Here is a 26,630-nt window from a genome sequence, read left to right as displayed (position 1 = left end):
GTGCACGCACAACGGCGACGTGCCATGCACATTCGATGTGAATTGCACGGTTGAGTAAGTCAGAAAAGGCCGCGATCGCCGTAGGACGGGCCTTACGCCACGGGATCGCCGTGGCCCTCGCCCGCCAGGGCCCACGCGACATGCTCCCGTACCACGGGGTCCGGATGCCCGAGGCGCGCCTGCAGGCCGGCCCGCATGGCCGCGTCTTCGCCCTTGCGCAAGGCGTTGCCCATGGCCACGGCGATGTTGCGCAGCCAGCGGGCATGGCCGATGCGCCGGATCGGGCTGCCCTCGGTGCGGCGCAGGAACTCCTCCTCGCTCCAGGCAAAGAGCTCGACCAGGCTGCCGCCCACCAGGCCCGCGCGCGGCGCGAAATCAGGCACCAGCGCGGGTTGCGCGAACTTGTTCCAGGGGCAGACCAGCTGGCAGTCGTCGCAGCCGTAGATGCGGTTGCCCAGGAGCGGGCGCAGTTCCACCGGGATGGAGCCCGCGTGCTCGATGGTGAGATAGGAGATGCAGCGACGCGCATCGAGCCGGTACGGCGCCACGATCGCCCCCGTGGGGCAGACGTCCAGGCAGGCATGGCAGCTGCCGCAATGGTCGGCCACCGGCTCCGTGGGCGGCAGCGCGAGGTCCACGTAGATCTCGCCCAGGAAGAACATCGAGCCGCCTTCCCGGTTCAGCACCAGCGTGTGCCGCCCGCGCCACCCCTGGCCGCTGCGCGCGGCGAGCTCCACTTCGAGCACGGGGGCCGAGTCCGTGAAGACCCGGTGGCCGAAAGGCCCGACGGCCGAAGCGATGCGGTCGGCCAGCTTTTGCAACCGGTTGCGCAGGACCTTGTGGTAGTCCCGGCCCCTCGCGTAAAGGGAAACGACGGCTTCCCCCGGCCGCTGCAGGCGCTCGAACTCGATCGCCTGCCAGCCCTCCGGTGTGGCGGGCAGGTAGTCCATGCGTGCGGTAATCACGGATGTCGTGCCCGGCACCAGTTCCGCGGGCCGCGCCCGGCGCAAACCGTGGGCCTGCATGTAGTCCATCGAACCATGGAAACCGTTGGCAAGCCAGGCAAGGAGGCCCGGTTCGGCGCTCGAAAGATCGACACCGGCCACGCCGATTTGGGAAAATCCCGTCTCGCTGGCCCAATCACGCAATTGGGCAAGCTGCAAAGGACCATCGCTCTGGGCACCGTCGAACACCACCCGCCGATTGTAGGAACGGCACCCCGACCCCTCACCTGGCAGGGCGAGGAGGACACGCGCGCCTTCGCCGAGCGCCTGGCCGCGCAGCCGGGCATCGCCGATGCGTTCATCGCCCTGCACGGCGACCTGGGGGCGGGCAAGACGACGCTGGTGCGCCACCTGCTGCGCGCGCTCGGCGCCGAAGGCCGCATCAAGTCGCCGACCTACGCGGTGGTCGAGCCCTACGAGCTGCCGCGCCTGCCCGCCTGGCACTTCGACTTCTACCGCTTCGACGACGCGCGCGAATGGGAGGACGCCGGCCTGCGCGACATCTTCGCCAGCCCGGGCCTGAAGCTTGCCGAATGGCCGGACAAGGCCGCGGCGGTGCTGCCGGTGGCCGACCTGGACATCCACATCGCACTGGCGGAAGACGACGTCGGCCGCAACGTGACGCTGCGGGCCAACACGGCGCGCGGCCGGGAGCTGCTCGCATGAAGCGACGCTCCCTCCTGCGGGGCGGCAGCGTGGTGCTGCTGCTCGGTGCGCGCGAACTCGCCTTCGGCGCCACCATCGTGGCCGTGCGCCTGTGGCCCGCGCCCGAGTACACGCGCCTGACCATCGAATCCGACGGCCTGCTCGCGAGCCGCATGAATGCCACGGCGCAGGCCCTCACGCTGGACATCGACGGCCTCGCCCTGGACCCCACCCTGCGCGAGCTGGTCGCCAAGGTGCGGGCCGACGATCCCTACATCGGCTCCATCCGCATCCTGCAGCACGCGGCGAACACCGTGCGCCTGCAGGTGGAGCTCAAGCAGCCGGCCTTGCCGCAGCTGTTCAACCTGCCGCCGGTGGCCGCGTACAAGAACCGGCTCGTGGTGGACTTGTTCCCGCCCCGGCAGGTCGATCCGCTGGAAGCCCTGATCGCCGAGCGCATGAAGGAAAAGGGGCCGGTGGGGGCTCCCGCGCCGGCGGTCGATCCGCTGGGCGAACTGATCGCGCAGCAGATGCAGCGCGCGCCACGCGCCACGACCACGCCGGCCGCCGAAGTGCAGGCTCCGGCACTGGCCATGGCCAAGACGGACCGGCTGATCATCGTGGCGCTGGACCCCGGCCACGGCGGCGAGGATCCGGGGGCCGTCGGCCCCGGCGGCACGCGCGAGAAGGACGTGGTGCTGCAGATCGCGCACCTGCTGCGCGACCGCATCAACGCCAGGAGCGTCAAGGGCAGCCCGATGCGCGCCTACCTCACGCGCGATGCGGACTTCTTCGTGCCGCTGCACGTGCGCGTGGACAAGGCGCGGCGCGTGCAGGCCGACCTGTTCGTGAGCATCCACGCGGACGCCTTCATGACGCCGACGGCCCGCGGCGCGAGCGTGTTCGCCTTGAGCCAGAACGGCGCCTCCAGCACCGCGGCGCGCTGGATGGCCGACAAGGAGAACAAGGCGGACCTGATCGGCGGCGTCAACATCAAGGCGCAGGACCAGCACGTGATGCGCGCGATGCTGGACATGAGCACCACCGCGCAGATCAACGACAGCATCAAGCTGGCCGGCGCCCTCCTCGGCGAGATCGGCAGCGTGGGGCGCCTGCACAAGGGCCAGGTGGAACAGGCCGGCTTCGCGGTGCTGAAGGCCCCCGACATTCCCAGCGTGCTGGTGGAGACGGCCTTCATCTCCAACCCCGAGGAAGAGGCCAGGCTGCGCAGCGGCGACTACCAGGAGCAGCTCGCCGATGCCCTGATCCGCGGCATCGAGCGCTATTTCTCGCGCAACCCGCCGCTGGCGCGCAACCGGCCGCTCTGATTTCCATGCCATTGCGGGCCGGACCCGCCATCCGGACCTCCAGGCCTGTCTCAGCCAATGAGCATCAGCCTGCAACGAAGCCTTGCCGCAGACGACAGCCCCTTCGGCGCGCTTCCTACAGTCCGGCAAATCGCACCTGCCTACATTCACTGGCACAGGTTGCCGCGCCTCCAGCGGTTTGCGAAAAATTCGAATCGGAAGGTGTTTGACATGAAGACCAAGATCCTCTCCGCGGCCGTTCTCGCCGCTTCCCTCCTGGGCCTGGGTGGCTGCGCCACGATGGACCGCACGACCGTCGGCACCGTCGGTGGCGCCGTCGTGGGTGGCGTGGTGGGCTCCGCCATCGGCGGCACGGGCGCCACCATCCTGGGTGCCGGCGCCGGTGCCTACCTGGGCAACCAGGCCGCCAAGCGCTGATGTAGCTCTGGAGGCGCGGCCCGCAGCGGCAGCCTTCCGGACCGCCATCGCCCAAGGGCCGGGACGCAAGTCCCGGCCCTTTTCCATGGTGACTCAGCAAAGCTGCCTGCGCCTGCACGCAAGGCCCGGGACAGACGACAGCCACAGCCTCGCGCCTCCTACAACCCGGCAACGCTCCACTTCCTAGAGTCAAAGGCACAGGTCGCCGCGGCCCTTCGCGGCATGTCGCAATTCAAACCGGAGAGATCCATGAAAACCAAGATCCTGTCCGCGGCTGTCCTCGCCGCTTCGCTTCTGGGCCTCGGCGGCTGCGCCACGATGGACCGCCAGACCATGGGTACGGTGGGCGGCGCGGTGGTCGGCGGCGTGGTCGGCAACGCGGTCGGCGGCACGGGTGCCACGATCCTGGGCGCTGGCGCCGGCGCGCTGGTGGGCAACCAGCTGACCAAGCCCGGACACGCGCTGAACCGCTAAGCCCGATCCAAAACCGTCCTTGTCGCTGCGGGCCCGACCCGCGGTCCATGCGGCCTTCGGGCGTCGCATGGATGCGGGCCAGGCCCGAAATGACACAGGCTCAGATCGGGTAGATCAGCGAGTTGAGCACCATCTCGCTGTCGTACACGCACGTGCGGCTGGCAAACCGGAGGCCGGCCGGCGTGCGGACGATCTCGTCGATGTAGCGGCCTACGTTGTAGACCTCGCTGGCGTCGCCGGGACGGGTGCGGAACACGGCGTAGTGCGCCTGGGTGCGGATGCGCCCTGCTTCCTCGCCCAGCACCAGCGCCGGGCTCAGCACGTGCCGCGTGTAGTAAGGGCCGTGGTAGATGGTCTGGGTGATGCCGTACACGCGGTCCTTCATCATGCCCTGGCTCTCCAGGGCGATGAGCGCCAGCGGCAGCCCGCGGTCGAAATTCTCGCGCGCCTGCACCGTGTAGCGTCCCTCCTCCAGGAAGAAGCCGGGCCAGTCGTCGAAGCGCCGCTCATCCAGCGCCGCCGCATAGGCCGCATTGAGCTGGTCGACCTCCAGCTGCAACAGCAGTCGCTCGCTCATACCCCCATCACCTTGCGCCAGTAGCCGTACATGCTGCGGATCAGGGTCTCGGTGACCATGTGCTCCGTGGCCTGCGTGTCGGTGCCCCCGAGCTCGCACAGCGTCTCGCCCTCTTCGCCCCACTGGCGGAAACCGTCCTGGCTGAACTGGATCACTTCGCCGTCGTCGGCGCTGACGAAGCCGGCCGGGCCGAACAGGTTGGCCTGCCGCAGGCGCCTGCGCGTCATCTCCTCGCTGTCGTCGGCAAAGCCGAAGTGCGTCCAGACGAAGTCGAACGCGCCCTGCCCGCGCGGCACGATGTGGCGCGTGGACAGCGAGTTCACCTGCTGCTGGATGATGAGGCTGGGAAACAGCGTGATCATCGTGACGGAGGGCGTGATCTCCGTGCCCGGGTTCGACGGGTCCGGCACCTTCCACCAGGGCTCGGGCACCACGTCCAGCAGCCGCGTGTCGTGCAGCGCCATGTCGGCCTTGAAGCTGGTCACGCCCTGCGTCACCGCCTTGTTCTCGCCGCCGTCGTTGCGGCGCGAGATCATCACCGCGTGGCGGCCATGGGCGTCCATCACCATGCGGCTTTTCTGGTCCGCGCGCCACAGGCCGAAGGTGACGAACCAGGTGTGCAGCAGGCCCGGGTGGTACGGGTCCTTGATGTTCTCCATCATCAGCTTCCAGTTGCCCGGGATGCGCTGGCGGTTGTAGCCCAGCAGCGTGAGCTTGCGGCCGGCGAAGATGCGATCCAGCCAGGGACGCACCTGCGGGCCGATGTAGTCCTCGAAGGGTTCGGCCTCCTCGCTGAAGGTGGCGAACACCAGCCCGTGCAGCACCGCGACGCGCAGCCGCGTGAGGCCATGCTGCTTCACGTCGAAGTCCGCCGGCATGCCGCCATGCACGCAGGGCTGGCCGTCCGCATCCACGGCCGGCACGCCGTCCTTGAACGGCAGGCCCGCGAGTTCGCCGTTGAGCTTGTAGGTCCACTGGTGGTAGGGACACACGAAGCTGCGCGCGTTGCCGTGCGGCTGCTGGCAAAAGCGCACCCCGCGATGCGCGCAGCGGTTCTCGACCACGCGGATGCCGTGGTCCATGCCCCGGTCCCTGGGCGCCACGCGGTCGCGCACCAGCAGCACCTGCCGCTCGCCGACCCAGGTCAGGCGGTAGTCGCCGACGTTGGGCACCTCGATCTCCAGCCCCACGTAGCACCAGTGCGGGCCGTAGAAGATCTTCTCCAGCTCGCGCGCATAGAGCTGCGGGTCGGTATAGGCCCAGAAGGGCACGCGGCTGGAACCCGTGCGGCTCCAGCGGGACAAGGCGTCAGGGGCGTTCATGGGGGCGTCTCCTGCCCCGGATGATAGGCGGGCGTCGCTCCGGCCGAGCCAGGTCCGGCCGGGCTGCGCCATCCCGGGGCTTGGCCCGGGATCCGGGAGGCTCAGCCGCCCGCGCCCGCCGCTGCCGCGCGCCGTGCCTTCCACGCGCCGGCCAGCACCAGCAGGCCGGGAAGCAGGATCATGGCCCAGATGATCTTGTCCAGGTGCTCCTTGACCCAGGGGATGCTGCCGAAGAAGTAGCCCGCGGTGATCACGCCGCCCACCCACAGGGCGCCGCCGGTCACGTCGTACAGGCTGAACTTGCTGCGCGTCATCTGCGCCACCCCGGCGACGAAGGGCGCGAAGGTGCGCAGGAAGGGCATGAAGCGCGCCGCCACGATGGTGATGCCGCCGTACTTCTCGTAGAAGGCATGCGCCTGCTCGAACGCACGCTTGTTGAAGTAGCGCGAATCCTCCCACTGGAAGACCTTGGGCCCGAAGTAGCGCCCGATCGTGTAGTTGCTCTGGTTGCCCAGCACCGCCGCCGCGAACAGCAGCGCCACCGACAGCGGATAGCTCATGAGCCCGACGCCGCACAGGGCGCCGACCACGAACAGCAGCGAGTCACCGGGCAGGAAAGGCATCACCACCACGCCGGTCTCGACGAAGATGATGAGGAACAGCAGCGCGTAGACCCAGGCTCCGTAGTTGGTGACGAAGGTTTCGAGGTAGCGGTCGACGTGCAGGATGAAGTCGACCAGCAGCATGATGGCATCCATGGCCGGGATTATCCCCGTCCGGCTGCGTACAGCCGCTGCGCATGCACGCCCAGGCCCTGCGCGACGCTGGCATGCCGGTCGCCCTGCCGCACCCGGGCCTGCGGAACGGCCGCGGCGATGCGCTGCACGAGCGGCGCGAAGCCCGTCGAGCCGCCGGTGAGGTACAGGACGTCGACGTCACCCGGCGCGGCGCCGGCCGCCTGCAGCGTCTCGTGCGCCGCATCGACGATGCGCTGCAGGTCCCCTTCCAGGGCCTGCACGGCTTCGGCCTCGTCCAGCCGAGCGGCCAGCCCGCGTTCCAGCCGCCCCAGGTCGATGTGCGTGGCGCCGCCTGCGGCCACGGCGATCTTGGCCGCCTCCGCATCGGCCAGCAGTGCGTGCCCCAGGTGCTCCTGCACCACCGTCATCAGCCGCTCGTGCTGGCGCGGGTCGCCGTAGAAGGACTTCATGCGGCGCAGCTCGTGCACCCGCGCCGACGTGTAGACCGTGTTGACCAGGTGCCACGTCGCCAGGTCGAAATACACGCGGCTGGGGACTTCGCGCGGCGAAGCGCCGGAACGCGCCGGACCCAGCCCGCGGTAGCCGCAGGCCGGCAGGATGGTGGCCAGTTCCACCTGCCGGTCGAAGTCGGTGCCGGCCACGTGCACGCCGTGGTTGGCCAGGATGTCCGCGCGCCGGTCCAGGCGCTTGCGCCGCTGGGGGCCCACCCGCACCAGCGAGAAGTCGGAGGTGCCGCCGCCGATGTCGGCCACCAGCACCAGTTCTTCCGCCTCCAGCGCGAGCTCGTAGTCCAGGGCGGCGGCGATCGGCTCGAACTGGAAGCTCACCTCGGCGAAGCCGACGCTGTGCGCCGCGGCCTCCAGCGCCTGCTGCGCCTTGGCGTCGCGCACCGGGTCCTCGTCGACGAAGTACACGGGCCGCCCCAGCACGGCGCGGCGCAGCGGTGCGCCGGCCGCCTGTTCCGCGAGGCCCTTGAGATGCTGCAGGTAGCCGCCCACGACGTCCAGGTAGCGCACCGCGTGGCCGCCGCCCACTTCCGTCTGCTGGTCGGCCAGGGTGGAGCCGAGCACGCTCTTCATCGACCGCATCAGCCGGCCCTCGTGGCCCTCGATGTACGCGGCCAGGGCCGCGCGGCCATACAGGCGCAGCGGCGGCTCGTGGGCGGCGCGGCCCTCGACCTGGTAGAAAACCGCCGTGGGCATGGTCGGCTGGCCGTCCTCCACCGGGACCAGCGCCATCTGCCCGTGCGCGCCGGGCACGGCGATGGCGGAATTCGAGGTGCCGAAATCGATGGCGCAGAAGGCGCCGGGGCTGGTTGCTGCGGTCATGGGGGCGCGGATTGTAGTTCCCTAGAATGGGCCCCAGATGAATGCCGTCCTCTCCCCTGCCCCCCGCCGCCCGATCCGGGAGCTGCCCGACGAGCTGGTCAGCCAGATCGCCGCCGGCGAGGTGGTCGAACGCCCGGCCTCGGTGGTGCGGGAGCTGGTCGACAACGCGCTGGACTCCGGCGCCACGCAGGTCACCGTGCGGCTGCTGGCCGGCGGCGTGCGCCTGATCTCGGTGGAGGACGACGGCTGCGGCATCGAGCGCGAGCAGCTGCCGCTGGCGCTCAAGCGCCATGCCACCAGCAAGATCGGCTCGCTGGCCGACCTGGAATCGGTGGCGACCATGGGCTTTCGCGGCGAGGCGCTGGCGGCGATCGCCTCGGTGTCCGAGCTGCACCTGCTCTCGCGCACCGCCGGCCAGCCCAGCGCCTTCCTGCTCGATGCCTCCAGCGGCGAGCTGCGGCCGGCGGCACGCTCCACCGGCACCACGGTGGAAGTCAAGGAGCTGTTCTTCAGCACGCCCGCGCGCCGCAAGTTCCTCAAGACCGATGCGACCGAGCTCGCCCATTGCCTGGAAGCCGTGCGGCGGCACGCGCTGGCGCGGCACGACGTCGGCTTCACGGTCTGGCACGAAGGCAAGCTGGTGGAGCAGTGGCGCGCCGGCACGCGCGACCAGCGCCTGTCCGCCGTGCTGGGCGAGGACTTCCTGGCCGACAGCGTGTCGGTGGACCACCGGGTGGGCCCGTTGCGCGTCACCGGCCGCGCCGGCATGCCCGATGCGGCGCGTTCGCGCGCCGACTGGCAGTTCGCCTACGTCAATGGCCGCTTCGTGCGCGACAAGGTCATCACGCACGCAGCCCGCAGCGCCTACGAGGACCTGCTGCACGGCAACCGCCAGCCCGTGTACGTGCTGTTCCTGGAGATCGACCCGACGCGCGTGGACGTCAACGTGCACCCGACCAAGATCGAGGTGCGCTTTCGCGATGGCCGCGAGGTGCACCAGGCCGTGCGGCACGCGGCCGAAGGCGCGCTGTCCGCGCCGCGCGCCGCGCAGGCGGGCCAGCCGCAAGCGGCCTTGCCCGCCGTGCCCGCCTTTGCTGCGCCCGGCACGCCCCAGTGGCGGCAGCCGGCCATCCCGTTCGCGGGGGAGCGGGTCGCGGACCTGGGCGCCCTGTGGAACCCGGCACCCGCGGCCGAGGCAGGGTGGCGCGGCGAAGCCGCGGCCGGTGCGAAAAGCGAACCCCAACGCCCCGCCGCCGACGCTCCCATCCCCGACGGCGCCTGGCCCCTGGGCCGCGCCATCGCCCAGCTCCAGGGCATCTACATCCTCGCCGAGAACGCCCAGGGCCTGGTGGTGGTCGACATGCACGCGGCCCACGAGCGCATCGTCTACGAGCGCCTGAAGACCCAGATGGACGCGCAGGCGATCCGCAGCCAGCCGCTGCTCATCCCCGCCACCTTCCCCGCGACGCCCGCCGAAATCGCAACAGCCGAAGCGTCGCAGGCCACCCTGGAGATGCTGGGCCTGCAGGTCACGCCTTTCACGCCGAAGACGCTGGCCGTGCGCGCCGTGCCCACCACCCTCGCCCAGGGCGACCCGGTGGAGCTTGCCCGCAGCGTGCTGGCCGAGCTCGCCCAGCACGACGCCAGCAGCGTGGTGGAACGCGCGCGCAACGAGCTGCTGGCCACCATGGCGTGCCACGGCGCGGTGCGCGCCAACCGCAAGCTCACCCTGGAAGAGATGAACGCGCTGCTGCGGCAGATGGAGGAGACCGAGCGCTCCGACCAGTGCAACCACGGTCGGCCCACCTGGCGCCAGCTCACGCTGCGCGAACTGGACGGCCTGTTCCTGCGCGGCAGGTAAACGGCTGAACTTCCGCGCCACCAACGACTCAGCAGCCGGATGAAGCGCCGACTCCTCTACAGCCTGATCGCCGCCGGCGCCGTTGCCCTGAGCGTCGGCTGCTCCACGCTCGACGAGCGCCAGCGCGAGTGGATCTTCCAGCCCAGCGACCGCGCGTGGGGCGGCAGCGCCCGGGACGCCGAGGGCATGGAAGACGTCTGGATCGCCTTCCACTCCGAAGTGACCGGCAGGGAGTCGCGCCTGCATGGCCTGTGGCTGCCGGCGGAACGCCAGGCCAAAGGCGGCCCCGTGCTGCTGTACCTGCACGGCGCGCGCTGGAACGTCAGCGGCTCGGCCCCGCGCATCCGCCGCCTGCAGCAGCTCGGTTTTTCCGTGCTCGCCATCGACTACCGCGGCTTCGGCAAGTCCACGCACGAACTGCCGTCGGAGCAGATGGCCTACGAGGACGCGCGGGCGGCATGGGACTGGCTGGCGGTCCACCATCCCGCGCGCGCCCGCTACGTGTTCGGCCACTCCCTGGGCGGCGCCATCGCGATCGACCTGGCCTCGCGCGTGGAAGACGAGCAGGGGGTCATCGTCGAAGGCACGTTCACCTCCATCGCCGACGTGGCCAGCTCGATGAAGTGGGGCTGGCTGCCGGTGGGGCCGCTGATCACGCAGCGCTTCGACTCGCTCAGGAAGGTGGCCCAGGTGCACTCGCCGCTGCTGGTGGTGCACGGTGCCGAGGACGCCCTCATCCCGAGCAAACTCGGCGAGCGCCTGTACGAGGCGGCGCGCGGCCGCAAGCAGTTCCTGCTGGTGGACGGCGGCACGCACTACAGCACCATGGCCGTGGGCCTGGCGCAGTACCAGCAGGCGCTGGCGAGCTTCTTCAGCCTGAAGTAGCGCGCTGCAGCACGGCGACCGTCCCGCGCACGTCGGCGATCGGGATCTGCCCCGGTGCCGAAGGGGCCGAGCCCACCGCGAACGTCAGCGCCGAGCCGAAGGCACCGCCGGCCAGCCGGGTCACCGCGCCCAGCCCGCCCATGGACATGCTGACCACCGGGATGCGCAGCGCCGCGCTCGCGCGCAGCGTCGCCCCGAGCAGCCGGTGCACGTCGTCCATGTCCTGCGGCATCACGGCGACCTTGGCGACGTCGGCGTCCAGGCGCTGCGCCTGCGCGAAGCTGGCATCGAGCTGCGCATCCGGCGGCGTGCGCTGGAAGTCGTGGAAGGACAGGACCAGGGCCAGGCCGTGGCGGCGCGTCAGCGTGCGCACCTGCGCGACGTGGGCGGGCTCGTTGGCCATCTCGAAATCCATCGCGTCCACCGCACCGCTGGCGGCCACTGCCTCGTACAGGGCGAGCACCTGCGGCTCGTCCAGGGCGATGGGCTGTCCGCCTTCGCGCTGCGCGCGCCGGGTGAAAAGGATGGGAATGCGGCGCGCTGCCTCGCGCACGGCGCCGGCGGCAGCCAGCACCTCGGGCGTGTCCGCCAGGGCCGCGAAGAAGTCGACGCGCCACTCCAGCAGGTCGGGCTGCAACGCGGCGACCGCGGCCGCTTCCTGCACGAGGGCTGCGCGCGTGCGCGCAACCAGCGGCGCACACACGGCCGGCAAGCGCCCACCCGCCAGGGGCTGGCCGCGCAAGAGGATGGGTAAGGCCCGCAATTCACGCTCCCGCACCGCACGGTGCGCCGGAGCGATTGTAGGAGCTCAGGCTCTCAGTCTTTTTCGCCCGCGTCCGTGGCGTTCGGATGCGAAGACGCCTGCGGCTGCTGCTGTTGCTGGCCTACGGGCGCATCGCGGCCGCCCGCCTTGCGAAAGCCAAGCTTCTTCAGTTCACGCTCCAGCAATTGCTTGCGCACGTCCATGGGCAGCGTCTCGCACGCCCACGAGTCACCCTCACCTGCTGGTCCGTCGGACCCGATGTCGTTCATGCGCAGAACATAGTTCCAACGCCCAGGCGCATCTGTAGTCAGCGTCGGGGAACTGTTGTACGAAGACGCCGACAGTTCCCGCCTCACGGACCGGAATTTTCCCGCGACGCGAGCTCGTCCAACCAGTGGATGAATCCCGCCGTCTCGGTCTTGTCGAAGACGGCATCCGCGCCCAGCTCCAGGCAGTGCTGCCGCACGCCGGGGGTCGCGTAGCTGCTGAAGACCACCACCTTGCCGCCGCCAGCCTGCGCCTTGCAGCTGCGGATGACCTCCATGCCGGAGCCTTGCTCGAGGACGAGGTCGATCACCACGACGTCCCAGGCGTCCGGATGCTCGCTGAGCCACAGCCGCGCCTCGGCCTCGGTCGCAGCGGACCCCACCACCTGCAGGCCGCCCATGGAAGAGAACAGGTCGGCCAGCAGGCCACGCATGCGTTGCAGGTCTTCGACGAGGAACACGCGCAGTTCCACGCCAGCCTCCCGTTCCAGATTGCACTGCGGCCATTCTCGTCGTTCGCGCCGGCCGAGGGCCGTCGCTGCAACCATTTGCGTACCGCTCGCCGTCCATGGCATCTGCTAACCTCGACCGGATGTCCACCGACGCGCTGCCCGCCATCGTGGCGCTCGCCGGCCCCACGGCATCCGGCAAGAGCGCGGCCGCACTCGCACTCGCGCTGCGGCTCGATGCCGAGATCGTGAGTGTCGACTCCGCGCTCGTGTACCGCGGCATGGACATCGGCACGGCCAAGCCCACGCCCGCGGAGCGCGCGCTGGTGCCGCACCACCTGCTGGACATCCGCGATCCCGCCGAGACCTACAGTGCGGCGGACTTCGCCGCTGACGCGCAGCGCGCCGTGCGCGAGATCCGCGCACGCGGCCGGCGCGTGGTGCTCGCCGGCGGCACCATGCTGTACTTCAAGGCGCTGTTCGAAGGACTGGCCGCCTTGCCGCCGGCAGACGCGGACCTGCGTGCGGAGATCGAGGCGCAGGCCGCGGCGGCGGGGTGGCCCGCGCTGCATGCGCAGCTGGCGCAGGTGGACCCCGTCACCGCCGCCCGGCTGGCGCCCAACGATGCGCAACGCATCCAGCGCGCGCTGGAGGTGTTCCGTCTCACCGGCCAACCGCTGGCGCAGCTGCACGAGGGCACGCGGCGCGGCGAGGCGCTGCGGCCCGATCGTTTCCTGTCGCTGGAGCCCGGGGACCGTGGCTGGCTGCACGAGCGCATCGCCCAGCGCTTCGACGCGATGCTCGCGGCCGGCTTTCTCGACGAGGTGCGGCGCCTGCGCGCGCGCGGCGACCTGCACGCGAACTTGCCCAGCATGCGCGCCGTCGGCTATCGCCAGGCCTGGGAGGCGCTGGCTGGCGACCATCCGCTGGAGAGCGTGCGCGAGCGCGGGATCGCCGCGACCCGTCAGCTGGCCAAGCGCCAGCTCACCTGGCTGCGCGGCATGGCGCAGCGGCAGGTGATCGCCTGCGACGCGCCGGACGCGCTGCAGCAGGTCCTGCGTGCCTGCGGAGTGCCCGCCTGATGCTCGCGGTGCAAGGGCTTGCCAAGCGCTACGGCGAGGTGCCCGTGTTCCGCGAGGTCTCGCTCGGCGTGGGCGCGGGCGAGTTCGTCGCCATTGTCGGCGAGTCCGGCGTGGGCAAGTCCACCCTGCTCAATTGCATGGCCGGCCTGGACACCTGGGACGCCGGCAGCGTGGTCGTCGACGGCACCGACCTGTCCACGCTCGACGACGAGGGGCGCGCGCTGCTGCGCCGGCACAAGCTCGGGTTCGTGTTCCAGGCCTTCCACGTGCTGCCGCACCTGGACGTGGCGCAGAACGTGGGCCTGCCCTTGCTGCTGCTGCAGCGCCCCGATGCGGCGCGGGTGGAGGCGATGCTGGAGGCCGTCGGCCTCGCCGGACTGGGGCAGCGCCTGCCGCAGGAGCTCAGTGGCGGCCAGTTGCAGCGCGTGGCCATCGCCCGGGCACTGGTGCACGGCCCGAAGCTGCTGCTGGCCGACGAGCCCACCGGCAACCTCGACCCGACCACCGCGGCGCGCGTGCTCGGCGTGCTGCGCGAGCAGGCGCGCAGCAGCGGCGCGGCACTCGTGCTGGTGACGCACTCGTCCGCCGCGGCGGCCCAGGCGGACCGCGTGCTGCAACTGCAGGCGGACGGCGTGCGCTGCTAGGAAGCGGGGGCGTTCAGGCCCAGGCGCTGCGCCAGCGGCGCGGTGGGCAGGGCACCGTCGATCGTCACCAGCTCGCCCGTGGTGGCGTGCTTGCCGACGACGGTGGGAACGCCGTTGAAGCCGAAGGCCGTGAGCAGCTGCGTGTTGCGCCGCACGGCTTCCTTGTGCGCGTCGGCCACGTTCACCGCGCCGATGCCGCCAGACTTGGCCTGCACGGAGGCTTCGTTCTCCTCCATCGCCGCCACCGGATCGGGCGCGGCCAGGATGGCGCCGCCCTGCGCGATGCTCTTGTCGCCGAGCAGGCCGACGGGGATCCAGACGAAGCGCGCCTGCGACTTCAGCGGCTTGGCGGCTTCCCACAGCGCTGCGCAGTGGGGGCACTGGGCGTCGAAGAAGACGTAGACGACCCGCGCGCTCATCGCCGGGCCGACGTTGAAGCCCTTGGCGTCCGAGGCGATCTTCTCCAGCGAGACCGGTACGCTGGCCGCGGGTGCCGCGGGCTGGTCGCCGCCTGCTTCCTTCTTGCCGCAGGCAGCCAGCACCAGGGAGGCCGCAGCGGCGGCCATGCAACTGCGGCGCTTCACGCCGCGGGCGTGGCCGCGAGGCCGCCGAGTTCGGAGCAGTAGTCCATGAATTCCTGCATCTGGGACTTGAGGAACACCACGTCGGCCCCGAGCCGCAGGCAATGCGCGCGGATGCCGTCGCTGGCATAGTCGCTGAACACGACGACCGCGCTGGCCTCGCCCCGGGCCGCATCGGCGGCGGGGATCACCCCCATGCCGCTGCCCTGGTCCAGCACCAGGTCGACCACCGCGAGGTCCCAGCCGCCCGGGTGCTCGGCGAGCCACAGCCGGGCCTCGGCTTCCGTGGCGCAGACACCGACCAGGCGGAAGTCGCCCAGCGCCGCGAGCAGATCCGACAGCGCGGCCTGCACGTGCTTCATGTCCTCGACCAGGAAAACGCGAACCGTCATGTGTGTTCTTCAGCTTCCGCGATTCTAGTGCGGCCTCAGGGCGCGGCGCCCTTGGCCTGGTCCAGCAGCTCCGTGACCTCCTCCAGCTCCTCCGCCGCCTTCTGGACCTTGCGTTCCAGCTCCTTGTTCTGGTGCAAGGCCCACGCCACGTCGCCCTTCTTCACGTTCGGCGGCAGTTCGCGGTCGAGCGCACCGTGGGTCAAGCCGAGTTCGGCGCTGGCGACTTCGAGGTCGCGCTGCACCTGGTCGGTCTTGGTTCGTGCTTTCGCGATGGAAGGATGGGACGGCACGTGACTCATTGGAGCTCCTTTCTTCTGACGAATGGCCGGAGGTTAAGCGGCGCCGCAAAGGCTCAACCGTCATCCATCCGCCCGCACGCTCATCGGAACAGCGCGCATGCGCGCGCGGCAGGCGGCAGCGCACGCGTCGGTCGCGGGAGCTCCAGCTACCGGAGTTCTCCTACAAGTCGTGACGCAGAGCCTCGCGATCATGCTGCGATCCGCTTAACACCAAGGAGAACGACCGATGGCAACCCGTGCCCAGAAAGACGCTTGCGACCTGCTCGACGCCGACCACAAGGCCGTGAAGAAGATGTTCAAGGAGTACGAGGAACTGACCAATTCGCGCGGCCGCACCGTCGCGCAGAAGAAGGTGGACCTGGCGCGCCAGATCTGCAACGAGCTGACCGTGCACGCGCAGATCGAGGAGGAGATCTTCTACCCCGCGCTGCGCGCCGTGCTGAAGGACACGGACCTGCTGGCCGAAGCCGAGGTCGAGCACCAGTCGGCCAAGGACCTGATCGCGCAGATCGAGGGCATGGGCGAAGCGGACGAGATGTTCGACGCCAAGGTGACGGTGCTGGGCGAGTACATCGACCACCACGTGAAGGAAGAGCGCAACGAAATCTTCCCCAAGGCCCGCTCGGCCCGCAAGTTGGACCTGGTGTCCATGCGCGACGAGCTGATGGCGCGCAAGGAAGAACTGATGGGCGAGACGGCCTGATCGCGCGCACCATGGATCCCGGGTCGCGCCCGGGATGACCCGCACCATGTCCCTGCGGGCCCGACCCCAGGGACATGGGCAGGTGAGCCAGGCACGCGGGCGGCACAATGGCCGCATGCTCGCGCTCCTGGCGACCTATTCCTGGCAGGAAGTCCGGCAGCACGCGTGGCGCAGCGCCACCGCGGTGCTGGCGGTCATGCTGGGCGTGGCGCTCGCCTTCTCCGTCCACCTGATCAACGCCTCGGCCCTGGCCGAGTTCTCCAGCGCCGCGCGCTCGGCCGGCGGCCAGCCGGACCTGGAACTGCGCGCCGCGCAAGGCGCCATGGACGAGGCGCTCTACCAACGCGTTGCGACCGATCGCGACGTGGCAGTCGCCAGCCCCGTGCTCGAACTGCAGACCTTCGCCATCGCACGCAGCGGCAGCCGCACCAGCGTGCGCGTCCTCGGCATCGACCCGCTCGTGGTCGCGGCGGTCGCGCCCGGCCTGATGCCCTCCCCCGCGCCCGGCGTGGATCGCCTGGCGGTGCTCTCGCCCGGCCAGGTGTTCCTCAACCCGGCGGCGCAGCGCCTGCTGGCAGAAGAGCACGTGCGCCTGCAGGCCGGCCTCGCACTGCGCGAGGTGAGCGTCGCGGGCACCACGACGGCGGGCGGCGGGCCGCTGCTGGTGATGGACATCGCGGCGGCGCAGGACCTGTTCGGCCGTGCCGGGCAGCTCACGCGCATCGACGTGAAGCTGCGTCCCGGCGTCGCCCACGGCGAGTGGCTGGATCGCATGCAACTGCCCGCGCAGGTGCAGGCGGGCGAGCCGGGCGATGCGGGCCAGCGCGTGAGCCAGCTCTCGCGCGCCTACCGCGTGAACCTGACCGTGCTGGCGCTGGTCGCGCTGTTCACGGGCGCCTTCCTCGTGTTCTCCGTGCTCGCGCTCAGCGTCGCGCGGCGGGCCCAGCAGTTCGCCCTGCTGGGCGTGCTGGGGCTGACGCCGCGCCAGCGCCTGCACCTGGTGCTGGCGGAGTCCGCCGTGCTGGGCACGATCGGCAGTGCCCTGGGCATCGCCCTCGGCACCGGTCTCGCGGCGGCGGCCATGTCGCTGCTGGGTGGCGACCTCGGCGGCGGCTACTTCCCCGGCGTGCAGCCACGGCTGCAATGGAACACGGGCGCGGCCGCGGCATACGGGCTGCTGGGCGTGGCGGCCGCGATGGTGGGTGGATGGCTGCCGGCGCGCCATGCGGCAGCCCTGCCCCTGGCGCAGACGCTCAAGGGCCTGGGCACGCGGCTGCCGCGCTCGCGGCACCATGCGCTCGGATGGCTGGCGCTGCTGGGCGCGGTCGGCCTTGCCATGCTGCCGCCGATCGGAGGCGTCCCCCTTGCGGCCTACCTGTCGGTGGCCTTGCTGCTCGTGGGCGGCATCGCGGTGCTGCCCACTGCCGTCGGCGCGCTGTACGACAGGGTCGCGCCGCACGTGGCGCACCGGCTGTTGCCCCTGCTTGCGGTGGAGCGCGCCCGCCGCGTGCGCGAGACCGCGGCCGTCGCCGTCAGCGGCGTCGTCGCCGCCCTGAGCCTGGCCGTGGCGCTGACCGTGATGGTCGCGAGCTTTCGCCAGTCCGTGACCGACTGGCTGGACGTGCTGCTGCCGGCGGACCTGTACCTGCGCACCAGCAACGGCACCGCGGCCGGGGACACCGCCTTCCTCGAGCCGCGCCTGGTCCAGGGACTGGCACGGGTGCCCGGGGTGCAGCGCGTGGCGACGCAGCGCGCGCGCCAGTTGCTGCTCGACCCCGCACGGCCGGCGGTGGTGCTGCTGGCGCGCCGCATCACCGACGCGCGCCGCGATCTCCCCCTCGTCGGCGACCCGGTGCCCGTGCCTGCGGGCGCGGTCGCCGTGTACGTCAGCGAAGCGATGGTGGACCTGTACGGCGCCCGCCGCGGCCAGCTGCTGCGCGCGCTGGAGCCCGCGCTCGGGCCCGGTCCCTTCGTCGTGGCCGGCGTGTGGCGCGATTACGTGCGGCAGACCGGCGCCATCGTGATCGACCACGCCGACTACCTGCGCCTCACGGCCGACACGCGCATCAACGACGCACAGCTGTGGCTGGCGCCCGGCGCCTCGCAACAGGACGTGCAGCAGCACCTGCGCGAACTGGTCGCGCGCGAGGCGGCGCAGCCGGACCTGGTGGAATTCGCTTCGGCCTCGGAGGTGCGCGCCGTGTCGCTGCGCATCTTCGACCGCAGCTTCGCCGTCACCTACTGGCTGCAGGCGGTGGCGATCGCGATCGGCCTGTTCGGCGTGGCCGCGAGCTTCAGCGCGCAGGTGCTCGCGCGCCGCAAGGAGTTCGGCCTGCTCGCGCACCTGGGGCTCACGCGGCGCCAGATCCTGAGCGTCGTCGCCGGTGAAGGAGCGGCCTGGACCGTGATCGGCGCGATCGCCGGCCTGGCACTGGGGCTGGGCGTGGCGGTGGTGCTCGTGCACGTGGTGAATCCGCAAAGCTTCCACTGGACCATGGACCTGCTGTTGCCCTGGGGCCGCCTGCTCGCGCTGTGCCTCGCGGTGGTGCTGGCGGGCACCATCACCGCCTGGGTGGCGGGGCGCGCGGCGGCCGGCCGCGACGCCGTGCTGGCCGTCAAGGAGGATTGGTGATGCGTCCATGCGACACCTCCTCCTCACGGCGGAGGCGGCTGCCTGTCAAAGCGGCAGCGCGTGCAAAGCAAGCACTGGCGCGGGCTTGCGGCGGCCTGCACAGGCTTGTCCACAGGCCTGTTCACACCAGCTGTGGGAAGTTTCTCACGCGGCGTGTGCTAGGAACCCGCTTGCCATGAAGGACATCGGCCGCCGACCGCTCTTGGCCCTACTGCCGGGTGTGATGCTCGCGCGCACGGGATGGGCCTTGCCTGCGCGGCCCATTGTCTTTCCCGCGGACCACGGCGCGCACCCGGGCTTTCGCACCGAGTGGTGGTACATCACCGGCCAGGCACAGTCGGGCGGACGCCTGTTCGGCTTCCAGGTGACCTTCTTCCGCTCGCGCGTCGAGGCAACGCAGGAGATGCGATCCGGCTTCGCCGCCAAGCAGCTGCTGTTCGCGCATGCGGCCCTCACCGACGTCAAAGGCGCACGCCTGCTGCACGACCAGCGCATCGCCCGCGTGGGCTTCGGCATCGCGGAGGCGGCCACCGACGACGCGCGCCTGCACCTGCGCGACTGGTCGCTGGTGCGCGAGGCGGGCGCCTGGCGCGCGGTGGTGCCGGCCGCGGACTTCGCGCTGGACCTGCGCTGCGCACCGACGCAGCCCGTGCTGCTGCAAGGCAAGGCCGGGCTCTCGCGCAAAGGCCCGCTGGAGCAACAGGCCAGCTACTACTACAGCGAACCGCAGCTCGCGGTGAGCGGTGCGGTGTCGCTGCGCGGACAGCGCTTCGAGGTCACCGGCCGCGCCTGGATGGACCACGAGTTCAGCGACGAGTACCTCGCGAAGGAGGCGGCGGGCTGGGACTGGGTCGGGATGAACCTGGACGACGGCAGCGCGCTGATGGCGTTTCGCATCCGTCGGCCGGATGGCAGCACGGTGTGGGACGGCGGCGCCTTCCGCAGCGCGCGCGGCGGGCTGTACATCGCCAGCCCCGGCGAAACGCAATTCCAGCCGCACCGGCGCTGGACGAGTCCGCTCTCGGGCACCAGCTACCCGGTGGAATGGGGACTGCGCACGCCGGCCGATTTCTACACGGTGCGCGCGGTGATCGACAACCAGGAACTCGATAGCCGCGCGTCGACCGGCGCGATCTACTGGGAGGGGCTGTCGGACCTGCTGGACAGCCATGGCAAGCGCGTGGGGCGCGGCTACCTGGAGATGACGGGGTACGGGACGCGGTTGAAGATGTAGAACGGCCCGGCCGCCGCCATGAGGCGCCCCGCGCCCGCGCCTACTGCATCCCCTTGACGATCTTCTCGCCGTCCGGCCCGGCGCGCTTGCTCCATTCCTGGATCAGCACCTGGCTGACCTTCTCGAAGTCGTTGCGCATCGCGGGCGAGGGTTCGTGGACCTTCAGGCCGTTCTTCGCCAGCACGTCCGTCGACTCTTTGGCCGCCGCGCGCGCCAGGTTCCAGCCGCGCTGCTCCGCCTGCGCCGCGACCCGCGTGATCGCCTGCTGGTTCTCCGGCGAGAGCTTGGCGAACTCGCGCTCGTTGACGATCACCGCGTTGCGCGGGTGCATGGCGTTGGTGTCGTAGAACGAGGTGAGGAACTCCCACGCCTTGGTGTCGACGCCGATCTGCGGCGAGGCGATCATCGTGGTGGCGATGTTCATGGTGAAGGCCTGCGCCAGCTCCGCCGCCTGAATCGTCGTCGGCTGCGCGCCCAGCTCCTCGGCGAAGCGCGCCGTGATGCGGTTGTAGGCGCGGAACTTCGCGCCCTTGAACGACGAGAGCGAGTCCATCGGCGTCTTGCTGAAGATGCCGTTGCCCGGCCACGCGACCGAGTACAGCATGCGCATGCCCTGCTTGCCGAGCTTGTCCTGCAGCAGCGGCTTCTGCACGGTGTACAGCTTCCACGAGCGGTCGAAGCCGGCGGCGAGGAAGGGGATCATGTCCGCTTCGAACAGCGCGTCCTCGTTGCCGTGGTTCGACAGCAGGATCTCGCCGATCGGCACCTGGCCGCCCTGCACCGCGCGCTTGATCTCGGGCAGCTTGTACAGCGAGGCATTGGCGTGCACCTGGATCTCGACCTCGCCCTTGGTGGCCTTCTTCACCTCCTCGGCGAACCAGCGCAGGTTCTGCGTGTGGAAGTTGTGCTCGGCGTAGCCGGCGGGGAGGTCCCATTTCACCTTCTGGGCGCACGCGATGGGCGTGGACAAGGCAAGGCACAGCGCCGCGCAGGCGGCGAAAGTCGTCTTCATGGCTGTCTCCTGATTGGATGGGCGATCGGTGGGGTTCGCTTCGTTCCCCGCCACCCTGCGAAAACCGTTCCGCTCACCCGAGCACGTGGTTCCACTTCGTGCCCCAGTCGTTGCCGATCAGGTCGACGACCTTGCCGTCCTTCTCGAAGAACTTGTTGGGCACCTGGAAGATGGCGACCATGAGGCCGCCTTCGGGCGTGTACGCGGCGTGGCGGCTGCCGGCGGGGCGGTAGACGAATTCACCGGGACCGACCTCCAGGCCTTTCTCGGGGCCCTCGCAGTCGACGAGGCGGCCTTCCAGCATGTAGGTCTGCTCCATCAGCGCATGCTCGTGGTCGGGCAGCTGCGCGCCCGGCTCCATCTTCAGCAGCACGGTGAGCAGGCCCAGTTTCGGGTCGACCATCAGCGTCTTGACCTTGCAGCCCGGGTAGCGGATCGGCTCCCAGTCCATCTCGTTCGCATGCACCACGCGCGAGGCCATCGGCCCGAGGTTCTGGTGGTTCTTCGCCTGTGGCGTGAAGGCCGTCGTCATTTGGGGGAGGCTCCTGAGCACTGCAAAGGGCCGACGGTAGGCCCCGCGCTGCCGCGCTGGCAGCCGGGCTTACCCCGAAAGGGTTGGGCCTTACAACCTTCACCTTAGCCCGCTTGGCCGACGACACCCGCATCGTGCAGGCGCCCGAACTCCTCGTGCGGCATCCCGAGCAGCTCGTGCAGCACCTGCTCCGTGTGCTCGCCCAGGCGCGGGGCGGGCGCAGCGGGGATGCGCTCGCGCGCCGAGAAGTCCAGCGGCAAGCCAGCGGCGAGCATGGGCCCGACGCCCGGCTGCGTGATCGTGGAGAAGATCGGATTGGCCGGCGAGCATTCCGGGTCCTCGGCCACCAGCTGCGCGATGTCCTGGTAGCGGTCCCAGCACACGCCCAGGCGATGGAACGCCTGCTCGATGGCCGCGTAGCTGCGCGCCGCGATGCCCGGGCCGACCAGCGCGGCCAGCTCGCGCCGGGCGCGGAAGCGGTTGCCTTCCTCGTTCAGGTCCAGGCCCAGGCGCGCGGCGAGCTGGTTGACCTCCGCCTGCAGGTCCAGCGCTTCGCACAGCGTGCGCCACTGCTTCAAGGTCAGCCCCACCACCATGATGCGCACGCCATCCGCGGTGAGGAAGTCGCGCCCGAAGGCACCGAACAGCTCGTTGCCGTGGCGCTGGCGCGGCTGGCCGCGGCGCGCCTCCTCGACGAAGCCGAGGTGGCTGATGACGGCCAGTCCCACGTCCTGCAGCGCGAGTTTCACGTGCTGCCCCTCGCCGGTGAGGCGCCGGTGCCGCTCGGCCGCGAGCAGGCCCACGGCAACCATCTGGCCGGTCACCAGGTCCCAGGCCGGAAGCACGTGGTTCACCGCGGCATCGGTGCCCGGATCGCCGGTGAAGAAGGGCACGCCCAGGCGCGCATTCACGGTGTAATCCACCGCGGAGCCGCCGTGCCGGTCGCCCATCAGCGTGAGCTGGATCAGGTCGGCGCGGCGCGCGCGCAGCTTGTCGGGGTCCAGCCAGCCGCGCGGCGGAAAGTTGGTGAGGAACAGGCCTGCGTTTTCGCCCGGCGCGCACACCAGCGCCATCGCGATCTCGCGGCCTTGCGGCGAGGCGAGTTCCAGCGCCACCGAGCGCTTGGACTTGTTCAGGCCGCACCAGAAGAGACTGGTGTTGTCTTCCGTGACGGGCCAGCGCCGGTAGTCGAGGCCGCCGCCCAGCGTGTCGATGCGGATGACGTCCGCGCCCATCTGCGCGAGCGTCATGCCCCCGAGCGGCGCGGCGACGAAGGCCGCGGCCTCCACCACGCGCATGCCGGTAAGGATGCCGGGGGTCGCGCTCATGCCGCGCTCCCGGCGAGGCCCAGTGCCCGTTCCATCAGGCTGCGCGCCACCACCTTGAGCGCGAGCGTCTCCTCCGCGCCCTCGAAGATGGACAGCACGCGCGCATCGACGAAGTAGCGGCTGACCGCCGACTCCTCCGCGTAGCCCATGCCGCCGTGCAACTGCAGCGCCTCGCGCGTGACCAGTTCGGCCGAGCGGCAGGCCAGCAGCTTCACCAGGCTCGCCTCCATGCGGCCCTCGCCCTTGTCCACGAGGCCGGCCACATGGAAGGCGAGCTGCCGGCACGCCGCGAGCCGCGCGGCCATGCGCGCGAGCTTGGCGCGCGTGAGCGGATACGCGACGAGCGCCTGCCCGAACACCTTGCGGTCTTCGCCGTAGCGGATGGCCGCGCGCAGCGCCGCGCGCATGACGCCGCAGGCGCGCGCCGCCGTCTGCATGCGCCCGCCCACCATGCCGGCCATCGTGTAATAGAAGCCCTTGCCCACGCCGGCTTCACCGCCGACCACGTTCGCGTCCGGCACGAAGAAGTCCTCGAAAGCAAGGTCGAAGGAATGCATGCCGCGGTAGCCGATGGTAGGGATGGCACGGCCGGTGAGCCTGCCGCCGCCCTGCTCCTGCCGGAACACGAATTCGTGGCCGTCGTAGGAGGGCTTCTCCACCAGCAGCACGCTCAGGCCCTTGTGCCCCAGCGAGCGGTCGGGATCGGTGCGCGCCACGACCATCAGCACGCCGGCCTTGCCGGCGAAGGTGCACCAGGTCTTGGCGCCGGCAAGCCGCCAGCCGCCCGCCACGCGCGTGGCACGCAGCGTGAGGCCGGCCACGTCGGAGCCGTGGTCGGGCTCGGTGATCGCAATCGCGCACAGCGGGTCGCCGGCCGCGAGCCTGGGCAGCCAGTGCGCCTGCTGCTCCTTGTGGCCGCCGGCGAGCAAGGCGCGCGTGAGGATTTCGGGGCGCGTGATCAGGCTGCCGGCAGCGGCGAGCGAGCCTTCGGAGAGGGCTTCGGTCACCAGGACCATGAGCAACGAATCCTCGTGCTCCTCGGGCGCGCTGCCGCCGTGCGACTCGGGAACGGACAGGCCGAAGACGCCCATCTCGCGCAGCGGCTGCAGCAGCGACTCGGGCACCGTCAGGTTCTCACGGTGGATCTGCTCGGCCAGCGGCGCGACGACCTCCTCCGAGAAGCGGCGGAAGCTGTCCTGGGCGAGGGCATGCGGCTCGTCCAGGGGCAGCACGCCGACTTCTCCGCGGGAAGCGGCGACCGCCTGGCCTGCGGCGTCGAGGGCGGCGGACGCGGAAGCGGCTTTGCGCAGTGCGCTCCAGCGGGGGTCGTCGCGAAGCGTGCGCAGCGCTGGGTCCGACAGGTCGAGGTCGAGCGAGAGCGATTCCAGCCGGCCCAGGACGGACGTCGCGGCGTCGACCGCGAACAGGAGGGAGAGACGTGTGTCGAGGTCGGGGCTTTGCGGGCCGAGCAGCCCGATCGTGTTTTCGGCAGCCAGCAGTTCAGCGGCGGCCCAGGCCAGTTCGAAGGAAGGGACCTGGTGCGCGTCGAGCTGGCGCGAGGCAAGTTTTCCGTCCGCTGTGCATTGCCGCGCGAGCGCGAGTGCCGCCTCGTCGAGGGCGGTGCGGAGGGTGGCGAGGACGGTACGTGCGGCCTCGAAGTCGAGCGCGGGTGAGCCGGGCATGGTGGTGAGGGGTCTCCTGGGGGCATTCTGCGACAAGGGGCAGACCCAGCCGCTGCGTCGGCTGGTGAGCAGGGGCGCGGCGCGGGGAGCCGTGGCAGTTCGCGCGCCTGGCCGCCGGGTCCGCGGCTTGTTGCGTTTGCACACCACGAGGCTCTGATTCTTGTAGCGATGCCGGCCGGCACTTACCATCCGGGCGAACCGCAGTCCTGCCGCGGACTTGCAAAGAAAGAGGCAAGCAGATGGCGGTGCCCGGCCAGCTTGTCCGGCGGCTTTTTCCGGCAGAGACGCGCAAGGACCGAGTGCGGGACAAGAGCCCGTCTTGCGAAGGCGCCGGCAGAGGGCCGCAGTTTTTGCAAAGGCTTGTCAGGACGAAGTTTTTCAGATCGCGGCCGTTGCTTTATCCGTCACGTGCGGGATATGGGAGTTCGGCGTGCGGTCTACATTACGTTATACGGCGAGTGCAACGGTCCGTTTGGAGCATGAGGCCCCTGCTGCTATCCTTTTGGCGATGAAGATTGCCGAGGTGCTCCGCCTGCTCCATGAGGACGGCTGGTACCTTGTGGCAACTCGCGGGAGCCACCGCCAGTTCAAGCACCCCACGAGCCTGGTCGAGTGACCGTGCCAGGCAAGCCGAGTGACGATGTGGCTCTTGGAACCCTGAACAGCATCCGGAAGCAGGCCGGGTTGAAGTGAGGCTTGTATGCGCTACGCGATCGTGATCGAAAAGGCGGAAGGCAACTACTCCGCTTACGTTCCGGATCTCCCGGGCTGCATCGCCACGGGCGCAACTCTCGCGGAAGTCGAATCCGAAATTCGCGAGGCCATCGTGTTCCATCTCGAGGGTCTCCGCGAAGACGGCCTCCCTGTCCCTCCAGGTGCGAGCACGGTCGACTACGTGGATGTCGCCGTATAACAGACCGGTCGACTCGGACACGTTGCGGCAAGGGGCCGCACAGTGCCGTTGGAAATCCTGCACCGCGCGGCCGCTTGCCGCAACGTGCCGGTCACCTTCACTACAAGGGCTTCCCTTCCTGTCAAGCAAATTGACGCCTTGATCGCGCGCGGCAATCGCGTGGCGTACTGTCCTGGTGACATGCTGACTCTCTGAGCGAAGGGTGCGGACAGCGAAACTACAAGCGGTCATTGATGCAGCGGTTCAATGCTGCGGACCCTGATGAAAGACGCACGCGGGGGCCTCAATCGTTAGCCGAAGACCACGGCTTCCATAAGATGAACAGGTACACCCCGCGCAGGTCCAACCTTCACTCACATCAACGCTTGCACATCACGCGGTGATCTGGCTACTGGCGCTCAGGCCGGCAGCTTGAAACCTTCTCCTCGCTGCAGAACCGCCCAACACATGCGGGCGTTCTTCGCCGCGATGGCCACAACAGCCTTCCAGTAGCCCACGCGGCTGGCCAGCTGCACGGCCCATCGGCTGACCGCATCAGTCTTGTTCGTGGCGGTCTGCAACACCGAGCGGGCGCCCAGGATCAGGAGCATGCGCAAATACGGATCGCCGGCCTTGGTGATGCGCCCCAGGCGCTGTTTGCCTCCGGAGCTGTACTGGCCTGGCACCAGGCCAAGCCACGCGGAGAGTTGGCGACCGCTCTTGAATTCATGACCACTGCTGACCATCGCAACCAGCGCGGTGGCGGTCGTTGGGCCCACGCCAGGCAGTTGCATGAGGCGCTGCGCCGCGGTGCTCTCCTTGGCGATGCTCTCGATGTGCCGGTCGTATTGCGCGATGCGCTCGTCCAGGTGATGCACTTCGCTCAGGAGGTCGCCAACAACGGTGTTCGCCCAGCCAGGCAGATCTTCAAGTTGCAGCAGCGCCTCGCGCCGCACCGTCGCGGCCTTCAGCGGCAGCACGATGCCAAACTCCGACAGCAGCCCGCGGATGCGGTTGATCGTGGCGGTCCGCTGGGCGACAAAGCCTTGGCGCGCACGGTGCACCATCAGCTCCGATTGCTGCTGCAGGCTCTTGAGCGGAACGAAGCGCATGCTCGGGCGGGAGACGGCCTCGCAGATCGCGGCCGCATCGGCGGCGTCGTTCTTGCCACGTTTTCCCGAGAGCCGATAGGGAACGACGAACTTCGGGGCGATGAGGCGCACAGTGTGGCCGTGCGCCTGGAACAGGCGAGCCCAGTGGTGGGCGCCAGAGCAGGCCTCCATCCCGATCCGGCACGGCGGCAGGGCCGCGACCGCCTCCAGCAGCTTGCCGCGAGGCACGCTCGGGCGCACCAGCACCGACCGGCCCGTCGCATCCACACCATGGAGGGCAAACACGTTCTTGGCGAGATCGATACCCAAGGTCAGAATGTCCATGGACTTCCCCTTTCGAGCGCGTTGATGAGACTTCGACAATCCCATCGTGGCACTTCGTTGCCGGTTACCGCAAATCCGCGGTCGTCTCGGGACGGGGAAGTCCG

At 70.1% G+C, this 26,630-nt stretch carries 28 protein-coding genes and 1 pseudogene; 13 read left to right on the top strand and 16 right to left on the bottom strand.

Annotated features, from left to right (window positions below; all coding sequences use genetic code 11):
- Positions 1–92 precede the first annotated feature (92 nt).
- Positions 93–1,148 (bottom strand): tRNA epoxyqueuosine(34) reductase QueG, encoded by a 1,056-nt coding sequence (gene queG / locus AC3EGR_RS08485; RefSeq protein ID WP_488546025.1) that lies wholly within the window; start codon positions 1,146–1,148, stop codon positions 93–95.
- A 27-nt stretch (positions 1,149–1,175) separates the two neighbouring features.
- Here queG and tsaE point away from each other — a divergent pair, with 27 nt between their 5' ends.
- From tsaE to AC3EGR_RS08465, 4 genes are all read left to right on the top strand, one after another.
- Positions 1,176–1,670: a tRNA (adenosine(37)-N6)-threonylcarbamoyltransferase complex ATPase subunit type 1 TsaE gene (gene tsaE, locus AC3EGR_RS08480; protein ID WP_488546264.1), complete on the top strand. Its 495-nt coding sequence runs from the start codon at positions 1,176–1,178 to the stop codon at positions 1,668–1,670.
- Complete coding sequence (locus AC3EGR_RS08475) at positions 1,667–2,977, top strand: N-acetylmuramoyl-L-alanine amidase (protein ID WP_488546024.1); 1,311 nt, start codon at positions 1,667–1,669, stop codon at positions 2,975–2,977. The genes tsaE and AC3EGR_RS08475 overlap by 4 nt, the downstream gene beginning before the upstream one ends.
- Before the next feature lie 210 nt (positions 2,978–3,187).
- Positions 3,188–3,394: a YMGG-like glycine zipper-containing protein gene (locus AC3EGR_RS08470; RefSeq protein WP_488546023.1), complete on the top strand. Its 207-nt coding sequence runs from the start codon at positions 3,188–3,190 to the stop codon at positions 3,392–3,394.
- 249 nt (positions 3,395–3,643) lie between these two features.
- Complete coding sequence (locus tag AC3EGR_RS08465; RefSeq protein WP_488546022.1) at positions 3,644–3,868, top strand: YMGG-like glycine zipper-containing protein; 225 nt, start codon at positions 3,644–3,646, stop codon at positions 3,866–3,868.
- Between the two features lie 100 nt (positions 3,869–3,968).
- Here AC3EGR_RS08465 and AC3EGR_RS08460 read toward each other — a convergent pair whose 3' ends face one another.
- The 4 genes from AC3EGR_RS08460 to AC3EGR_RS08445 all read right to left on the bottom strand — a co-directional run bounded on the left by AC3EGR_RS08460 (position 3,969) and on the right by AC3EGR_RS08445 (position 7,853).
- Complete coding sequence (locus AC3EGR_RS08460; protein WP_488546021.1) at positions 3,969–4,445, bottom strand: aromatic-ring-hydroxylating dioxygenase subunit beta; 477 nt, start codon at positions 4,443–4,445, stop codon at positions 3,969–3,971.
- A complete protein-coding gene (locus tag AC3EGR_RS08455; RefSeq protein ID WP_488546020.1) occupies positions 4,442–5,767 on the bottom strand; it encodes an SRPBCC family protein in 1,326 nt (441 codons plus the stop codon). Before AC3EGR_RS08455 ends, AC3EGR_RS08460 begins: the two co-directional genes overlap by 4 nt.
- A 101-nt stretch (positions 5,768–5,868) precedes the next feature.
- Complete coding sequence (locus AC3EGR_RS08450) at positions 5,869–6,525, bottom strand: VTT domain-containing protein (protein WP_488546019.1); 657 nt, start codon at positions 6,523–6,525, stop codon at positions 5,869–5,871.
- 8 nt (positions 6,526–6,533) lie between these two features.
- Complete coding sequence (locus AC3EGR_RS08445) at positions 6,534–7,853, bottom strand: Hsp70 family protein (protein ID WP_488546018.1); 1,320 nt, start codon at positions 7,851–7,853, stop codon at positions 6,534–6,536.
- Positions 7,854–7,890: 37 nt separating this feature from the next.
- On the opposite strand from AC3EGR_RS08445, the gene mutL reads away from it, so the two are divergent.
- On the top strand, positions 7,891–9,714 hold the full coding sequence (gene mutL, locus AC3EGR_RS08440; protein ID WP_488546017.1) for a DNA mismatch repair endonuclease MutL: 1,824 nt from the start codon (positions 7,891–7,893) through the stop codon (positions 9,712–9,714).
- A 39-nt stretch (positions 9,715–9,753) separates the two neighbouring features.
- Entirely contained in the window at positions 9,754–10,599 is an 846-nt protein-coding gene (locus tag AC3EGR_RS08435) for an alpha/beta hydrolase (RefSeq protein ID WP_488546016.1), read from the top strand.
- Here the strand turns inward: AC3EGR_RS08435 and aroD are convergent.
- The 3 genes from aroD to AC3EGR_RS08420 all read right to left on the bottom strand — a co-directional run bounded on the left by aroD (position 10,586) and on the right by AC3EGR_RS08420 (position 12,101).
- Positions 10,586–11,302, bottom strand: a complete 717-nt coding sequence (gene aroD, locus AC3EGR_RS08430) for a type I 3-dehydroquinate dehydratase (RefSeq protein ID WP_488546263.1) — start codon at positions 11,300–11,302, stop codon at positions 10,586–10,588. The genes AC3EGR_RS08435 and aroD overlap by 14 nt on opposite strands.
- A gap of 113 nt (positions 11,303–11,415) precedes the next feature.
- Positions 11,416–11,631 carry a hypothetical protein gene (locus AC3EGR_RS08425; RefSeq protein ID WP_488546015.1) on the bottom strand — a complete coding sequence of 72 codons (216 nt, stop codon included), beginning with the start codon at positions 11,629–11,631 and terminating at the stop codon, positions 11,416–11,418.
- An 83-nt stretch (positions 11,632–11,714) separates the two neighbouring features.
- Positions 11,715–12,101, bottom strand: coding sequence for a response regulator (locus AC3EGR_RS08420; RefSeq protein WP_488546014.1), 387 nt, complete (start codon positions 12,099–12,101; stop codon positions 11,715–11,717).
- 119 nt (positions 12,102–12,220) lie between these two features.
- Between AC3EGR_RS08420 and miaA the strand changes: the two genes are divergently transcribed.
- Both miaA and AC3EGR_RS08410 read left to right on the top strand, forming a co-directional pair.
- Positions 12,221–13,159, top strand: coding sequence for a tRNA (adenosine(37)-N6)-dimethylallyltransferase MiaA (gene miaA, locus AC3EGR_RS08415; RefSeq protein ID WP_488546262.1), 939 nt, complete (start codon positions 12,221–12,223; stop codon positions 13,157–13,159).
- Positions 13,159–13,803, top strand: coding sequence for an ABC transporter ATP-binding protein (locus AC3EGR_RS08410; RefSeq protein ID WP_488546013.1), 645 nt, complete (start codon positions 13,159–13,161; stop codon positions 13,801–13,803). The genes miaA and AC3EGR_RS08410 overlap by 1 nt, the downstream gene beginning before the upstream one ends.
- Here the strand turns inward: AC3EGR_RS08410 and AC3EGR_RS08405 are convergent.
- From AC3EGR_RS08405 to AC3EGR_RS08395, 3 genes are read right to left on the bottom strand one after another with little or no spacing between them, the layout of a single operon-like run.
- On the bottom strand, positions 13,800–14,387 hold the full coding sequence (locus AC3EGR_RS08405; protein ID WP_488546012.1) for a thioredoxin fold domain-containing protein: 588 nt from the start codon (positions 14,385–14,387) through the stop codon (positions 13,800–13,802). The genes AC3EGR_RS08410 and AC3EGR_RS08405 overlap by 4 nt on opposite strands.
- Complete coding sequence (locus AC3EGR_RS08400; RefSeq protein ID WP_488546011.1) at positions 14,384–14,776, bottom strand: response regulator; 393 nt, start codon at positions 14,774–14,776, stop codon at positions 14,384–14,386. Before AC3EGR_RS08400 ends, AC3EGR_RS08405 begins: the two co-directional genes overlap by 4 nt.
- Before the next feature lie 35 nt (positions 14,777–14,811).
- On the bottom strand, positions 14,812–15,075 hold the full coding sequence (locus AC3EGR_RS08395; RefSeq protein ID WP_488546010.1) for a hypothetical protein: 264 nt from the start codon (positions 15,073–15,075) through the stop codon (positions 14,812–14,814).
- Between the two features lie 226 nt (positions 15,076–15,301).
- On the opposite strand from AC3EGR_RS08395, the gene AC3EGR_RS08390 reads away from it, so the two are divergent.
- From AC3EGR_RS08390 to AC3EGR_RS08380, 3 genes are all read left to right on the top strand, one after another.
- Positions 15,302–15,778 carry a hemerythrin domain-containing protein gene (locus AC3EGR_RS08390; protein ID WP_488546009.1) on the top strand — a complete coding sequence of 159 codons (477 nt, stop codon included), beginning with the start codon at positions 15,302–15,304 and terminating at the stop codon, positions 15,776–15,778.
- A 115-nt stretch (positions 15,779–15,893) separates the two neighbouring features.
- Positions 15,894–18,410, top strand: a complete 2,517-nt coding sequence (locus tag AC3EGR_RS08385) for an FtsX-like permease family protein (protein ID WP_488546008.1) — start codon at positions 15,894–15,896, stop codon at positions 18,408–18,410.
- 223 nt (positions 18,411–18,633) lie between these two features.
- A complete protein-coding gene (locus tag AC3EGR_RS08380; RefSeq protein WP_488546007.1) occupies positions 18,634–19,644 on the top strand; it encodes a lipocalin-like domain-containing protein in 1,011 nt (336 codons plus the stop codon).
- 40 nt (positions 19,645–19,684) lie between these two features.
- Here the strand turns inward: AC3EGR_RS08380 and AC3EGR_RS08375 are convergent, their stop codons facing one another.
- The 4 genes from AC3EGR_RS08375 to AC3EGR_RS08360 all read right to left on the bottom strand — a co-directional run bounded on the left by AC3EGR_RS08375 (position 19,685) and on the right by AC3EGR_RS08360 (position 24,198).
- Positions 19,685–20,656: a TRAP transporter substrate-binding protein gene (locus AC3EGR_RS08375; protein WP_488546006.1), complete on the bottom strand. Its 972-nt coding sequence runs from the start codon at positions 20,654–20,656 to the stop codon at positions 19,685–19,687.
- Positions 20,657–20,729: 73 nt separating this feature from the next.
- Entirely contained in the window at positions 20,730–21,188 is a 459-nt protein-coding gene (locus tag AC3EGR_RS08370) for a cupin domain-containing protein (protein ID WP_488546005.1), read from the bottom strand.
- 104 nt (positions 21,189–21,292) lie between these two features.
- Complete coding sequence (locus AC3EGR_RS08365; RefSeq protein WP_488546004.1) at positions 21,293–22,516, bottom strand: CoA transferase; 1,224 nt, start codon at positions 22,514–22,516, stop codon at positions 21,293–21,295.
- A complete protein-coding gene (locus AC3EGR_RS08360) occupies positions 22,513–24,198 on the bottom strand; it encodes an acyl-CoA dehydrogenase family protein (RefSeq protein ID WP_488546003.1) in 1,686 nt (561 codons plus the stop codon). Before AC3EGR_RS08360 ends, AC3EGR_RS08365 begins: the two co-directional genes overlap by 4 nt.
- Before the next feature lie 508 nt (positions 24,199–24,706).
- Between AC3EGR_RS08360 and AC3EGR_RS08355 the strand changes: the two are divergent.
- Positions 24,707–24,891, top strand: a pseudogene (locus tag AC3EGR_RS08355) (type II toxin-antitoxin system HicA family toxin).
- A 7-nt stretch (positions 24,892–24,898) separates the two neighbouring features.
- The gene (locus AC3EGR_RS08350; protein WP_488546002.1) at positions 24,899–25,111 is read left to right on the top strand and encodes a type II toxin-antitoxin system HicB family antitoxin; all 213 of its coding nucleotides are present in this window, start codon (positions 24,899–24,901) and stop codon (positions 25,109–25,111) included.
- Between the two features lie 398 nt (positions 25,112–25,509).
- Here AC3EGR_RS08350 and AC3EGR_RS08345 read toward each other — a convergent pair whose 3' ends face one another.
- Positions 25,510–26,526 (bottom strand): IS110 family RNA-guided transposase, encoded by a 1,017-nt coding sequence (locus tag AC3EGR_RS08345; RefSeq protein WP_488546001.1) that lies wholly within the window; start codon positions 26,524–26,526, stop codon positions 25,510–25,512.
- Positions 26,527–26,630 lie beyond the last annotated feature (104 nt).

The sequence above is a fragment of the Ramlibacter sp. G4-7 genome, assembly GCF_057784995.1.
The sequence above is the reverse complement of the archived record's forward strand: the minus strand, read 5'-3'. Positions and strand labels throughout refer to the sequence as shown.

Bases quoted from the DNA above. Each gene is read 5' to 3' on its own strand.
- AC3EGR_RS08360 (WP_488546003.1), bottom strand. From the start codon at position 24,198: ATGCCCGGCTCACCCGCGCTCGACTTCGAGGCCGCACGTACCGTCCTC.
- AC3EGR_RS08470 (WP_488546023.1), top strand. From the start codon at position 3,188: ATGAAGACCAAGATCCTCTCCGCGGCCGTTCTCGCCGCTTCCCTCCTG.
- AC3EGR_RS08460 (WP_488546021.1), bottom strand. From the start codon at position 4,445: ATGAGCGAGCGACTGCTGTTGCAGCTGGAGGTCGACCAGCTCAATGCG.
- AC3EGR_RS08365 (WP_488546004.1), bottom strand. From the start codon at position 22,516: ATGAGCGCGACCCCCGGCATCCTTACCGGCATGCGCGTGGTGGAGGCC.
- AC3EGR_RS08350 (WP_488546002.1), top strand. From the start codon at position 24,899: ATGCGCTACGCGATCGTGATCGAAAAGGCGGAAGGCAACTACTCCGCT.
- AC3EGR_RS08395 (WP_488546010.1), bottom strand. From the start codon at position 15,075: ATGAGTCACGTGCCGTCCCATCCTTCCATCGCGAAAGCACGAACCAAG.
- AC3EGR_RS08465 (WP_488546022.1), top strand. From the start codon at position 3,644: ATGAAAACCAAGATCCTGTCCGCGGCTGTCCTCGCCGCTTCGCTTCTG.
- mutL (WP_488546017.1), top strand. From the start codon at position 7,891: ATGAATGCCGTCCTCTCCCCTGCCCCCCGCCGCCCGATCCGGGAGCTG.
- AC3EGR_RS08450 (WP_488546019.1), bottom strand. From the start codon at position 6,525: ATGGATGCCATCATGCTGCTGGTCGACTTCATCCTGCACGTCGACCGC.
- miaA (WP_488546262.1), top strand. From the start codon at position 12,221: ATGTCCACCGACGCGCTGCCCGCCATCGTGGCGCTCGCCGGCCCCACG.
- AC3EGR_RS08435 (WP_488546016.1), top strand. From the start codon at position 9,754: ATGAAGCGCCGACTCCTCTACAGCCTGATCGCCGCCGGCGCCGTTGCC.
- AC3EGR_RS08345 (WP_488546001.1), bottom strand. From the start codon at position 26,526: ATGGACATTCTGACCTTGGGTATCGATCTCGCCAAGAACGTGTTTGCC.
- AC3EGR_RS08385 (WP_488546008.1), top strand. From the start codon at position 15,894: ATGCTCGCGCTCCTGGCGACCTATTCCTGGCAGGAAGTCCGGCAGCAC.
- AC3EGR_RS08455 (WP_488546020.1), bottom strand. From the start codon at position 5,767: ATGAACGCCCCTGACGCCTTGTCCCGCTGGAGCCGCACGGGTTCCAGC.
- AC3EGR_RS08370 (WP_488546005.1), bottom strand. From the start codon at position 21,188: ATGACGACGGCCTTCACGCCACAGGCGAAGAACCACCAGAACCTCGGG.
- AC3EGR_RS08445 (WP_488546018.1), bottom strand. From the start codon at position 7,853: ATGACCGCAGCAACCAGCCCCGGCGCCTTCTGCGCCATCGATTTCGGC.
- AC3EGR_RS08400 (WP_488546011.1), bottom strand. From the start codon at position 14,776: ATGACGGTTCGCGTTTTCCTGGTCGAGGACATGAAGCACGTGCAGGCC.
- AC3EGR_RS08425 (WP_488546015.1), bottom strand. From the start codon at position 11,631: ATGAACGACATCGGGTCCGACGGACCAGCAGGTGAGGGTGACTCGTGG.
- AC3EGR_RS08390 (WP_488546009.1), top strand. From the start codon at position 15,302: ATGGCAACCCGTGCCCAGAAAGACGCTTGCGACCTGCTCGACGCCGAC.
- AC3EGR_RS08475 (WP_488546024.1), top strand. From the start codon at position 1,667: ATGAAGCGACGCTCCCTCCTGCGGGGCGGCAGCGTGGTGCTGCTGCTC.
- AC3EGR_RS08375 (WP_488546006.1), bottom strand. From the start codon at position 20,656: ATGAAGACGACTTTCGCCGCCTGCGCGGCGCTGTGCCTTGCCTTGTCC.
- AC3EGR_RS08410 (WP_488546013.1), top strand. From the start codon at position 13,159: ATGCTCGCGGTGCAAGGGCTTGCCAAGCGCTACGGCGAGGTGCCCGTG.
- AC3EGR_RS08380 (WP_488546007.1), top strand. From the start codon at position 18,634: ATGCTCGCGCGCACGGGATGGGCCTTGCCTGCGCGGCCCATTGTCTTT.